Annotated in this window: 10 protein-coding genes; 3 read left to right on the top strand and 7 right to left on the bottom strand. The window is 52.4% G+C overall.

Annotation, left to right across the window (positions count from 1 at the left end):
- Window positions 1–40: 40 nt before the first annotated feature.
- Window positions 41–379, bottom strand: a complete 339-nt coding sequence (locus E0L21_RS11505; RefSeq protein ID WP_131409578.1) for a YebG family protein — start codon at window positions 377–379, stop codon at window positions 41–43.
- A 131-nt stretch (window positions 380–510) separates the two neighbouring features.
- Between E0L21_RS11505 and purT the strand changes: the two genes are divergently transcribed.
- Window positions 511–1,689 carry a formate-dependent phosphoribosylglycinamide formyltransferase gene (gene purT / locus E0L21_RS11500; protein ID WP_131409576.1) on the top strand — a complete coding sequence of 393 codons (1,179 nt, stop codon included), beginning with the start codon at window positions 511–513 and terminating at the stop codon, window positions 1,687–1,689.
- A gap of 222 nt (window positions 1,690–1,911) precedes the next feature.
- Here the strand turns inward: purT and kdgA are convergent, their stop codons facing one another.
- From kdgA to zwf, 3 genes are all read right to left on the bottom strand, one after another.
- The gene (gene kdgA / locus E0L21_RS11495) at window positions 1,912–2,553 is read right to left on the bottom strand and encodes a bifunctional 4-hydroxy-2-oxoglutarate aldolase/2-dehydro-3-deoxy-phosphogluconate aldolase (RefSeq protein ID WP_007371596.1); all 642 of its coding nucleotides are present in this window, start codon (window positions 2,551–2,553) and stop codon (window positions 1,912–1,914) included.
- A gap of 38 nt (window positions 2,554–2,591) precedes the next feature.
- Entirely contained in the window at window positions 2,592–4,403 is a 1,812-nt protein-coding gene (edd, locus tag E0L21_RS11490; protein WP_131409574.1) for a phosphogluconate dehydratase, read from the bottom strand.
- 233 nt (window positions 4,404–4,636) lie between these two features.
- Window positions 4,637–6,112 (bottom strand): glucose-6-phosphate dehydrogenase, encoded by a 1,476-nt coding sequence (gene zwf, locus E0L21_RS11485; protein ID WP_131409572.1) that lies wholly within the window; start codon window positions 6,110–6,112, stop codon window positions 4,637–4,639.
- Between the two features lie 342 nt (window positions 6,113–6,454).
- Between zwf and E0L21_RS11480 the strand changes: the two genes are divergently transcribed.
- Window positions 6,455–7,324, top strand: coding sequence for a MurR/RpiR family transcriptional regulator (locus tag E0L21_RS11480; RefSeq protein WP_017456940.1), 870 nt, complete (start codon window positions 6,455–6,457; stop codon window positions 7,322–7,324).
- Window positions 7,325–7,450: 126 nt separating this feature from the next.
- Window positions 7,451–8,893: a pyruvate kinase gene (gene pyk / locus E0L21_RS11475; protein ID WP_131409570.1), complete on the top strand. Its 1,443-nt coding sequence runs from the start codon at window positions 7,451–7,453 to the stop codon at window positions 8,891–8,893.
- Window positions 8,894–8,942: 49 nt separating this feature from the next.
- Here the strand turns inward: pyk and lpxM are convergent, their stop codons facing one another.
- The 3 genes from lpxM to znuA form a co-directional block, all read right to left on the bottom strand.
- Complete coding sequence (lpxM, locus tag E0L21_RS11470; protein ID WP_131409568.1) at window positions 8,943–9,914, bottom strand: lauroyl-Kdo(2)-lipid IV(A) myristoyltransferase; 972 nt, start codon at window positions 9,912–9,914, stop codon at window positions 8,943–8,945.
- Window positions 9,915–10,044: 130 nt separating this feature from the next.
- A complete protein-coding gene (gene mepM, locus E0L21_RS11465) occupies window positions 10,045–11,379 on the bottom strand; it encodes a murein DD-endopeptidase MepM (RefSeq protein ID WP_131409566.1) in 1,335 nt (444 codons plus the stop codon).
- Window positions 11,380–11,394: 15 nt separating this feature from the next.
- On the bottom strand, window positions 11,395–12,339 hold the full coding sequence (gene znuA, locus E0L21_RS11460; protein ID WP_131409792.1) for a zinc ABC transporter substrate-binding protein ZnuA: 945 nt from the start codon (window positions 12,337–12,339) through the stop codon (window positions 11,395–11,397).
- Window positions 12,340–12,349 lie beyond the last annotated feature (10 nt).

Raw genomic sequence — 12,349 nt, 5'->3', positions numbered from 1 at the left:
ACGCCTTCAAAGCATGGTACAAATTGCTGGCAGTGCAAGATCAGGCGACTTTTACGCGCTTCGCTGCAGTTTTAATATCAACAGCTTCAGCCGCATCCGAATCAGAAGAGTCGGCCGGTGCTGCCGCGTCTTCAGCTTCAGTGCCTGGTAATTTGCCTGACTTCAGGATGCCGTTAAGCGCCTCTTTTTGCTCGGCAAGCCACAGCGCCATCTGGTCGCGTGCATTGTCTTCCAGATTTACCGGCCCTGTTGCAAGCCAATCGCCGAGAACTTCGGCCAGGTCGAGCATTTTATCGTAAGCATCGGCTTCCTTTTTGCTGGCAAAAGACATTTTTTCCTCACCTTCACGAATAACAACGTATTTAACTTCTACCGCCATGATGCAGCCTCATTTAACTGTGTATTTATACAGTATAGTAGCGCGATGAAAAAACCACCGCAAGTGATAAAAGACAGACGCAAACGTTTTCGTTTATACTGCGCGCAAATTTTTTCTCACGGTACGATGCTATGACTCTTTTAGGAACTGCGCTGCGACCTGCAGCAACACGCGTGATGTTATTAGGCTCTGGCGAACTGGGCAAGGAAGTTGCGATCGAATGCCAGCGTCTGGGTATTGAAGTGATCGCTGTTGATCGCTATCCCGATGCCCCCGCGATGCACGTCGCGCATCGCTCTCACGTCATCAATATGCTCGATGGCGAGGCGTTAAAGGCGCTGGTTGTACAGGAAAAACCTCACTTTATCGTGCCGGAAATCGAAGCTATCGCCACGGATACGCTGATTGGGCTGGAAGCGCAGGGTCAACATGTTGTTCCCTGCGCGCGCGCCACCAAACTGACGATGAATCGTGAAGGTATCCGCCGTCTGGCGGCTGAAGAGTTACAGCTGCCTACCTCCAGCTATCGCTTTGCCGACAGTGAAGCCGCATTTCAGCAAGCCGTTGCGGAGATAGGTTTGCCCTGTATCGTAAAACCGGTAATGAGTTCTTCCGGTAAAGGTCAGAGCTTTATTAAAAGCGCCGATCAATTAGCGAAAGCATGGGAATATGCCCAACAAGGCGGCCGTGCAGGCGCCGGGCGGGTGATTGTTGAAGGCGTGGTCAACTTTGATTTTGAAATCACGCTGCTGACCATCAGCGCCGTTGACGGCGTTCATTTCTGCGCACCGGTCGGCCATCGCCAGGAAGATGGCGATTATCGCGAATCCTGGCAACCGCAGCAGATGTCGCCTCTGGCGCTGGAGCGCGCGCAAGCGATCGCCAGTAAAGTGGTGCTGGCGCTTGGCGGATACGGCCTGTTTGGCGTTGAGCTTTTTGTTTGCGGCGATGACGTCATTTTCAGCGAAGTCTCTCCACGCCCGCACGATACCGGTATGGTGACATTGATTTCGCAGGATCTTTCCGAGTTTGCCCTGCATGTCCGCGCTTTTCTCGGCATGCCAATTGGTGCGATTCGCCAGTATGGCCCGTCCGCTTCTGCGGTGATCCTGCCGCGCCTGACCAGCCAGAATGTCACCTTTGACAACGTGCACAACGCCGTAGGTGCGGGTGTGCAGTTGCGTCTGTTTGGCAAGCCGGAAATTGAGGGTTCTCGCCGTATGGGCGTCGCGCTGGCTGTGGCAGATAACGTTGAAAAAGCGGTGGAATACGCAGTTGCGGCTGCCGCGGCGGTGAAAGTCAGCGGATAAAAATCAGCCTCTCCCAACAGGCGACATTGATTGTTTCCTGAAGGCCTACACAGCTCTCAAAGAAGCACTTGCCGCCCCCTTGAGAGCTAAATCCGGGGGCAATAAACGAAATCACATCTTTTGATGTCCGTAGCCCAGGACGAATCAAAACCATAAAAAAAGCCCGGTCAGTATTATGCTACCGGGCTTTTTATCTGGCGGACTTAATGCCCGCCAAGGAAATTACTGTTTCGCGCCTTCAACCGCTTCGCGAGCCAGTTTAGTGATGCGATCGTAATCGCCTGCTTCCAGCGCATCGGCTGGCACCAGCCAGGAACCACCAATGCACAGCACGCTTTTCAGCGCCAGGTAATCACGGTAGTTAGCCGGAGAAATACCTCCAGTCGGGCAGAAACGTACCTGAGAGAACGGACCTGCAATGGCCTGTAGCGCTTTGGTGCCGCCATTAGCTTCCGCCGGGAAGAATTTAAACTCTTTCAGACCGTAGTCCATACCCAGCATCAGTTCAGAAACGGTGCTAATACCCGGGATCAGCGGGATAGTGCCTTCGGTTGCGGCTTTCAGCAGCGGCTCGGTCAGGCCTGGGCTAATAGCGAACTGTGCGCCAGCAGCGGTCACTTCTGCCAGTTGCTGCGGATTCAGCACGGTACCAGCACCGATAATCGCGTCCGGCACTTCCTTCGCAATAGCGCGAATAGCGTCGATAGCGCAAGCCGTACGCAGAGTCACTTCCAGAACGCGAACACCGCCCGCAACCAACGCTTTCGCCATCGGTACGGCGTGCTCAAGTTTGTTCACTACGATTACCGGCACTACCGGACCCGTTTTCAGGATTGCTTCTGCACTCGTTTTCCAGTTTTTCATCAGTGTTTTTCTCTCGCCAGAACTAAAATCTTGTCGTCTTAAAAAGTGATACAGGTAGCGCCCTGCTCCGCACCGGAAAGTTTCTCCCGCAGTGCACCAAACATTTCGCGCCCTGTGCCCACGCGCATCGCGCTAAGGTCAGGAATATGTGGCTGACGTGCGGCAAGAACGTTGTCATCAACCAGCAGCGTTAATTCGCCGGTCTGCCCGTTAACCCGAATCATGTCGCCATCATGCACTTTTGCCAGCAACCCGCCATCATATGCTTCTGGCGTAACGTGAATTGCCGACGGCACTTTACCTGATGCCCCTGACAGCCGTCCATCAGTAACTAATGCAATTTTGAAACGGCGGTCCAATAATACACCAAGTGGCGGCATGAGTTTATGTAATTCTGGCATACCGTTCGCTTTTGGCCCTTGATGACGAACAACAACCACACAATCGCGATCCAGCAGCCCTGCTTCAAAAGCGGGCAGCACGTCATGCTGACTTTCAAAAATCACCGCTGGCGCTTCAATCACCTGGTTTTCTACCGGTACGGCGGAGGTTTTCATTACCGCACGTCCGAGGTTGCCGCTCAGCACTTTGGTGCCACCATGTTTAGAAAACGGTTTATCAATGCTGGCGATCACGTTTTCATCCAGCGACACGGCTGCGCCATCACGCCAGTCCAGTTCGCCATCGTTGAGCCACGGCTCGTGGGTATAACGCGTCAGACCAAAGCCTGCCACGGTATTAACATCTTCATGCAGCAGGCCACCTTTTAACAGCTCGCGCAGTAATACCGGCACACCACCTGCTGCCTGGAAGTGGTTAATATCTGCCGGGCCATTCGGGTAGAGGCGCGCCAGCAAAGGAACGACATCAGAGAGATCGGAGAAATCATCCCAGTTAATGATGATGCCCGCCGCCCGCGCCATCGCCACCAGGTGCATGGTATGGTTTGTAGACCCCCCGGTCGCCAGCAGCGAAACGATACCGTTAACCACCACTTTTTCATCAATCATTTTGCCAAGCGGCATCCATTCGTTGCCGTTGCCAGTAAGACGCGTCACCTGGCGAGCAGCAGCTTCCGTCAACGCTTTGCGCAACGGCGCATCCGGATGCACAAATGAGGAACCGGGCAATTGCATGCCCATGAACTCAATCACCATCTGGTTGGTGTTGGCGGTGCCATAAAACGTACAGGTGCCTGGAGCATGATAGGATGCGGCTTCAGACTCAAGCAGTGCAATACGATCAACTTTACCCTCAGCATAAAGCTGGCGAATACGCACTTTCTCTTTGTTTGCCAGGCCGCTTGCCATTGGGCCTGATGGCACAAATACAGCAGGCAGGTGGCCAAATGACAATGCCGCCATCGCCAGTCCTGGGACGATTTTGTCACACACGCCCAGATACAACGCGCCATCAAACATATTGTGCGACAGGCCGACCGCGGCAGACATGGCAATCACTTCGCGGCTCAGTAAAGACAATTCCATCCCGTCCTGGCCTTGCGTTACACCATCGCACATGGCCGGAACACCGCCCGCCACCTGGCCCACGGCATTCACGGAATGCAGCGCTTTACGGATGATATCCGGATACACCTCGTAAGGCTGGTGCGCAGAGAGCATGTCGTTATAAGACGTGATGATCGCTATGTTGTTGCGCAACATGCTTTTGAGGGAGGCTTTATCGTCGGGTTGGCACGCGGCAAAGCCATGCGCCAGGTTACCGCAGGCGAGGGTTGAACGGCGTACGGTGTCGCTTTTCGCTTGTTCAATACGCGCCAGATAGGCTGAGCGGGTTTCGCGCGAACGTTCAATAATTCGATTTGTTACGCGTAACATTGTAGGGTTCATAGAGGCTCCTGAAATTTATCTGTCCGGGAGGCCGCGTTAACAGTGTGATTAGCTTTGCGTAACAAGCTGAAAACACCAGAGCGCCGCGCCCCATAGGCAAAATCGCTTCAGCCAGTGTAATAAAAAAAGCCCCGCTGGTGAATCCAGTCGGGGCTTGAAAGATGAAAAATTGTTCGGATAGCTGAGTTAGATCATGTTACCGGTAAAATTGCGCAACGCTAACTGTTGGCTAATCACTCAAACTCGTTCCAGGAACGGCCATCACGGGTGATCATCGCCACCGAGGCCACTGGCCCCCAGGTTCCCGCCTGGTAAGGCTTCGGCGAGTCGTTATCCGCCGCCCAGGCTTCCGTGATGGAATCCACCCATTTCCAGGCTTCTTCAACTTCGTCACGGCGAACAAACAGCGCCTGAATGCCGCGCATCGTTTCCAGCAACAGACGCTCATAAGCATCTGCCAGATGCGTCTGATTGAACGTTTCGGAATAGCTCAGATCCAGCTTGGTGATTTGCAGATTGTGCTTGTGATCGAGACCCGGCACTTTGTTCAGCACCTGGATATCCACCCCTTCGTCCGGCTGCAGGCGAATAGTCAGCTTGTTCTGCGGCAGATCTTGCCAGGACTCTTTGAACAGATTCAGTTCCGGTGTTTTAAAGTAAACAACCACTTCAGAACATTTGGTCGGCAGACGCTTACCGGTGCGCAGGTAGAAAGGTACACCCGCCCAACGCCAGTTATCGATGTCGACACGGATAGCAACGAACGTTTCGGTATTGCTGGTCTTATTCGCGCCCTCTTCTTCCAGATAGCCCGGCACTTTTTTACCTTGGGCGAAACCGGCGCTGTACTGGCCACGTACGGTTTTTTCACGCACATTCGTGCGATCAATACGGCGTAGCGACTTCAATACTTTTACTTTCTCGTCACGAATGCTGTCTGCACTCAGATCGGACGGCGGCGACATGGCAATCATGCACAGAATTTGCAGCAGGTGGTTCTGGATCATATCGCGCATCTGCCCGGCCTGGTCGAAATAGCCCCAGCGCCCTTCAATGCCCACCTCTTCCGCCACGGTGATTTCAACGTGATCGATGGTGCGATTATCCCAGTTATTGACGAAAAGAGAGTTAGCAAAACGCAGCGCCAGCAGGTTGAGTACCGTCTCTTTACCGAGGTAGTGGTCGATACGATAAACCTGGCACTCTTCGAAAAATTCGCCCACCTGGTCATTGATTTCTCGCGATGTTGCAAGCGAAGTACCCAGCGGTTTTTCCATCACCACGCGCGCGGGTTTGGCGTTCAGTTTCGCTTCACCCAGGCCTTTGCAGATTGCGCCAAAGGTGCTCGGCGGCATGGCAAAGTAGTTGATGGTGGTGCGGTTTTTTTGATCCAGCATCTCGCCAAGACGTTTGAATGCCGTGGTATCGTTGACATCCAGATTGCAAAAATCCAGACGCCCGCTCAGCTTGTCCCACAGGCTCTCGTCGATCTTTTCCTTCATAAAGGTTTCAAGCGCTTCACGAACAACCTTGGTATACGCTTCCTTATCCCAATCAGCGCGACCCACGCCCAGAATTCGTGTCTCTGGATGAATCTGGCCCGCTTTTTCCAGTTGGTACAGGGAAGGCAGCAATTTCCGGCGGGCAAGGTCGCCCTTAGCGCCGAAAATGACCAGGTCACACGCCTGGGCTGTTTGTATTACCGCCATGTCTTTCTCCTCAGTTGGCTATCCTGGAGCTTCAGCCAGGCCTCAGTTGTAATTTTATTACAGTGCACTGTACTGCTTTTACGTAATTCCCGAAACTGTTAAGCCTTGTCAGGACGTGCGTTATTCTGTTGTGACGAAAAAACTGTTCTTTCGCCCTGATAAAGCGGGATATTTGCCCAATTTACATCCGGTAAAATCCGACTCTGATCATGTAATGAAAAAAAACAACAACATTTCTCATCACGACTTACCTTTCTGTGTGCCGCAGGGGTAATATCTAGCTAAATCGCATCACGATTCCATCTATCGGTGTAATCGTTTTACCATGAGCGTTTATCACCCATGAATATGCTGGAAAAAATCCAGTCTCGACTGGAACACCTTAGCAAATCCGAGCGTAAAGTGGCGGAAGTGATCCTCGCCGCGCCGGACCAGGCCATTCACTCGAGCATTGCCGCACTTGCGCAAGAAGCGGATGTCAGCGAACCAACCGTCAACCGTTTCTGCCGCAGCCTTGATACCCGAGGCTTCCCCGATTTCAAACTGCATCTGGCGCAAAGCCTCGCCAATGGCACGCCCTATGTTAATCGAAATGTTGATGAAGATGACAGCGTTGAAGCCTATACCGGTAAAATCTTCGAATCCGCAATGGCCAGTCTCGACCATGTGCGTCAGTCACTGGATATGGCGGCGGTAAACCGCGCCGTAGATTTACTGACGCAGGCAAAAAAAATTGCCTTCTTTGGTCTCGGTTCTTCTGCCGCCGTTGCGCACGATGCCATGAACAAATTTTTCCGCTTTAATGTGCCGGTGGTCTACTCCGACGACATAGTGCTGCAGCGCATGAGCTGTATGAATTGTAGCGACGATGACGTGGTTGTGTTGATTTCACATACCGGAAGAACCAAGAATTTAGTGGAACTTGCGCAACTGGCGCGTGAAAACGATGCCATGGTGATAGCCCTTACGTCCGCAGGCACGCCGCTGGCGCGTGAGGCAACGCTTGCTATCACCCTAGATGTTCCGGAAGATACAGATATTTATATGCCAATGGTTTCTCGTCTTGCGCAACTCACGGTCATTGACGTGCTGGCAACAGGTTTCACACTGCGTCGGGGAGCAAAATTCAGGGATAACTTGAAGCGAGTCAAAGAAGCACTGAAAGAATCGCGCTTTGATAAAGAGCTGCTTATTAAAAGCGATAACCACTAATAGTTAATAAAAAAGCGGTAACCTTTTACGCTGTCCGATCTGACGCATCGCCCTTCACAGCAGGGCGCCAAATGACCGGATTTATGTTCACGCAACACCAAGTTGTTTCAGTCAACGGAGTATTACATGTCCAGAAGGCTTCGCAGAACCAAAATCGTAACCACCTTAGGCCCGGCTACTGACCGCGATAACAACCTTGAAAAGGTGATCGCTGCAGGTGCTAACGTGGTACGTATGAACTTCTCACACGGAACACCTGAAGATCATAAATTACGTGCGGATAAGGTGCGTGAGATTGCGGCAAAACTGGGACGTCATGTTGCTATCCTTGGCGATCTACAAGGGCCAAAAATTCGTGTTTCCACCTTTAAGGAAGGCAAAGTTTTCCTGAACATCGGGGATAAATTCCTGCTTGATGCCAACCTCGGTAAAGGTGAAGGCGACAAGGAGAAAGTGGGCATTGATTATAAAGGTTTGCCTGCCGATGTCGTTCCGGGCGATATCCTGCTGCTGGACGACGGTCGCGTACAGCTGAAAGTGCTGGAAGTTCAGGGCATGAAAGTGTTTACCGAAGTGACCGTCGGTGGCCCGCTATCTAACAACAAAGGTATTAACAAGCTGGGCGGCGGCCTTTCTGCTGAAGCGCTGACTGAAAAAGACAAAGCGGATATCGTAACAGCTGCATTGATTGGCGTTGACTACCTGGCCGTATCCTTCCCGCGCTGCGGTGAAGATCTTAACTATGCTCGCCGTCTGGCGCGCGATGCCGGTTGTGATGCCAAAATCGTGGCAAAAGTTGAACGTGCGGAAGCAGTATGCAGCCAGGATGCGATGGATGACGTGATCCTTGCCTCCGACGTCGTGATGGTCGCCCGCGGCGATCTCGGTGTTGAAATCGGTGACCCGGAACTGGTTGGTATCCAGAAAGCGCTGATCCGCCGTGCGCGCCAACTGAACCGTGCGGTGATCACCGCGACGCAGATGATGGAATCGATGATCACGAACCCGATGCCAACACGCGCGGAAGTAATGGACGTTGCCAACGCTGTGCTCGACGGCACCGATGCGGTCATGCTCTCTGCCGAAACTGCCGCAGGCCAGTATCCGTCCGAAACCGTTGCTGCAATGGCGCGTGTATGTCTGGGCGCGGAGAAAATTCCAAGTATCAATGTCTCCAAGCACCGCCTGGATATTCAATTCGACAACGTGGAAGAAGCGATTGCGATGTCGGCTATGTATGCGGCAAACCACCTGAAAGGCGTGACCGCTATCATTTCAATGACAGAATCGGGTCGTACCGCGCTGATGACCTCGCGCATCAGTTCGGGGTTGCCGATTTTCGCCCTCTCTCGCCATGAACGTACCCTCAACCTGACAGCCCTGTATCGCGGCGTCACCCCGGTCTATTTCGACAGCGTAAATGACGGCGTGACAGCAGCTCACGACGCAGTAAACCTGCTGCGTGATAAAGGCTATTTGCTGTCCGGCGACCTGGTTATTGTGACTCAGGGTGATGTGATGAGTACCATCGGTACCACGAATACCACGCGTATTCTGACCGTTGAATAAGCGTTTATAAAAAGCAAAAGGCCTCTCAGTGAGAGGCCTTTTTTATAGGCTACTTTTTCACGAATAAATCTTTGCGCCTGTAAGGCTCGGTCTCACCCGGTTTCCGCGTTTTTAGCAATTTGAGGATCCAGGTGTATTGCTCAGGATGCGGACCAACAAATTTTTCAACTTCTTCGTTCATACGGCGGGCAATCGTATTGTCATCGGCGGTGAGCAGGTCGTCCATCGGGGGACGCACCTGAATAATCAGCCGGTGTGTTTTCGCATCATAAATTGGGAACATCGGCACCACGCGCGCGCGACACACTTTCATCAGCCGGCCAATAGCAGGCAGGGTTGCTTTATAGGTTGCAAAGAAATCAACAAACTCGCTTTGCTCCGCTCCGTGATCCTGGTCCGGCAGGTAGTAACCCCAGTAACCCTGACGTATCGACTGGATAAAAGGCTTGATGCCATCATTACGCGCATGTAAACGCCCGCCAAAACGACATCGCACGGTATTCCATACATAATCGAATACTTTGTTGCCCTGATTATGAAACATCGCTGCTATGTTTCGCCCTTGTGATGCCATTAACATCGCCGGGATATCAATGCCCCACCCGTGCGGAACAAGGAAAATAACCTTCTCTTCGTTGCGGCGCATTTCATCAATAATTTCTTGCCCCTGCCATTCCACACGCGGCATGACTTTTTCCGGGCCACGTAGCGCCAGTTCCGCCATCAGAACCATAGCTTGTGGCGCAGTGGCAAACATCTCATCAATAATGGCCTCTCTTTCCGCATCGCTTTTTTCAGGGAAGCAGTAGTAGAGATTGATCTGCGCACGGCGACGCGCGCTTTTGCCAAACTTTCCGACCAGACGCCCAAGTTTACCGAGTAAAGGATCGCGCACCGACGGCGGGATCAGCGCTACGCCAGCAAAAGCCAGCACTCCAAGCCACGCGCCCCAGTAACGCGGGTAGCGAAATTCTTTTTCAAACACGGGAATATATTCAGCGGTATTTTTTTTCGTTTCCATGCATCTTCCGCAGGCGAGAAATCAGTTCACATAAAGTAATGGGATAGTGTAGCGAGGCGCCATCCATCGCACAAAAGAAAAAACCGATGCGGTTAAGACATCGGCTTCGGACGCACATTTGTTAAACGAATCAGTCGACTTTTAACTGGGGTAAAACTTCTTTAACCTGTGCCAGATAATCCTTGCGATCCGAACCGCTTAATCCTTCGGTTCTCGGTAGTTTCGCCGTTAACGGGTTAACCGCTTGCTGGTTGATCCACACTTCGTAGTGCAGATGCGGCCCGGTAGAACGCCCGGTATTACCGGAGAGTGCAATACGATCACCACGTTTCACTTTCTGCCCCGGTTTTACCAACAGCTTGCGCAGGTGCATATAACGCGTGGTATACGTGCGTCCGTGACGAATAGCGACATAGTTGCCTGCGGCCCCGCTGCGTTTCGCCACGACTACTTCGCCATCACCGACTGCAAGCACAGGCGTCCCTTGTGGCAACGCGAAATCAACACCTTTGTGCGGTGCAACCCGACCGGTGACTGGGTTCAGACGGCGGGGGTCAAAATTCGAAGAGACGCGGAACTGCTTGGATGTCGGGAAACGCAAAAACCCTTTTGCCAGGCCTGTACCGTTGCGATCGTAAAATTTACCGTCTTCCGCGCGGATTGCATAATAATCTTTACCGTCGGAACGCAGACGCACACCAAGCAACTGGCTTTGCTCTTGCTTGCCTTCCAGCATTTCGCGCGACATCAGAACGGAGAATTCATCGCCTTTTTTCAGCTTGCGAAAATCCATCTGCCACTGCATAGCTTTAATCACCGCGCTGACTTCAGCGCTGGTTAACCCGGCGTCGCGCGCGCTGGAAACAAAACTCCCACCGACAGTCCCTTTCATCACCGAGTTTACCCAATCGCCCTGCTGCGTTTCGCTACTCATTTTGAAGCCGCCATCAATGCGGTCATAAGTGCGGGTCTCGCGGCGGGACATTTCCCAGGTCAAACGCTGCAAATCGCCATCTGCGGTGAGAGTCCAGGAGATCTGCTGGCCGATTTTCAGGTTACGCAGTTCTTTATCCGCAGCGGCAAGCTGGCTGATATCACCCATATCAATACCGTACTGGTTAAGAATGCTGCTCAGCGTATCGCCTGTGGATACCACATATTCATGTACGCCGGCTTCACTGGCTGTTTTCTCGTCAAGTTCATCCTGCGGAATGTCATCAACATCGTCATCCGAGGCAGTTTGGTCAATAGGTTCGCTGGCTTCCGGCAGCAATGAACGAATTTCACTCTTCGGCAGCTCGATCGCTTTAACAATGGGTGTAACGGATTCGGATTGGGGGTGGTAAACGTACGGGCGCCATACGGCGACCGTGAGAGTGAGAACTGTAAGCGACCCCAGCATAACGCGGTGGGGTCGGGGCAGATTATTAAATGCCAGGGCGACAGAGCGGGCTATCTGTTGCACGTATTCACTTCCTCGTTATTCTCCTTTCAGGCAGCTCGCATACTGATGTGAAAGTTGGGCAAGGAACTGCGGATAGCTCTTTTTGCCTAACTTGATGCCGATACCGAGCGGATCCAACGTTCCCATTCGAACGGATGTCCCCCTGGCAACAGCTTCTACGACCGCTGGCCTGAACTGTGGCTCAGCAAAAACGCAGGTTGCTTTTTGCTCAACCAACTGTGTTCTGATTTCATGTAAACGCTGCGCACCAGGCTGAATTTCGGGGTTGACGGTAAAGTGACCCAGCGGAGTCAGTCCGTAGTGTTTTTCAAAGTAGCCGTAGGCGTCATGAAAAACGAAATACCCTTTCCCTTTCAGCGGTGCCAGCTCGTTACCGACCTGTTTATCGGACTGGGCTAATGATGCCTCAAATGCTTGCAGGTTGGCGTCCAGCTTGGCTCGACTTTGCGGCATAACTTCCACTAATTTATCGTGGATTGCAACCGCCGACAGCCGCGCAATTTCTGGGGAGAGCCACAGATGCATGTTGTATTCACCGTGATGGTGATGCTCGTCACTTTTTTCATCATGATGATGTCTGTCATCATGGTCGTGCTCATCTTCTTCCGACCCCTTCATGAGTAGCGTTTTCACGCCATCCAGTTCCGCCATCGTCACTAATTTTTTCGCCGGGATTTGCTGCGCGGAACGCACCATAAAAGCTTCCATTTCAGGCCCGACCCAAAATACTAAGTCCGCGTTCTGTAAGCGTTTTACATCCGACGGACGCAGGGAATAATCATGCTCTGATGCGCCGTCCGGCAGTAATACTTCCGTGGACGTCACCCCATCGGCGATTGCTGACGCGATAAACCCCAGCGGCTTTAATGACGTTACAACTGCGGCGTTAGCCGTTTGTGCTACCCCACCGAGAAGCGCAGCGGATAACGCTGCGCAAAGAAGAGTATTTTTATGTAACATAATGCGACTA

It is taken from the genome of Kosakonia quasisacchari (assembly GCF_004331415.1).
GTDB lineage: Bacteria > Pseudomonadota > Gammaproteobacteria > Enterobacterales > Enterobacteriaceae > Kosakonia > Kosakonia quasisacchari.
The sequence above is the reverse complement of the archived record's forward strand: the minus strand, read 5'-3'. Positions and strand labels throughout refer to the sequence as shown.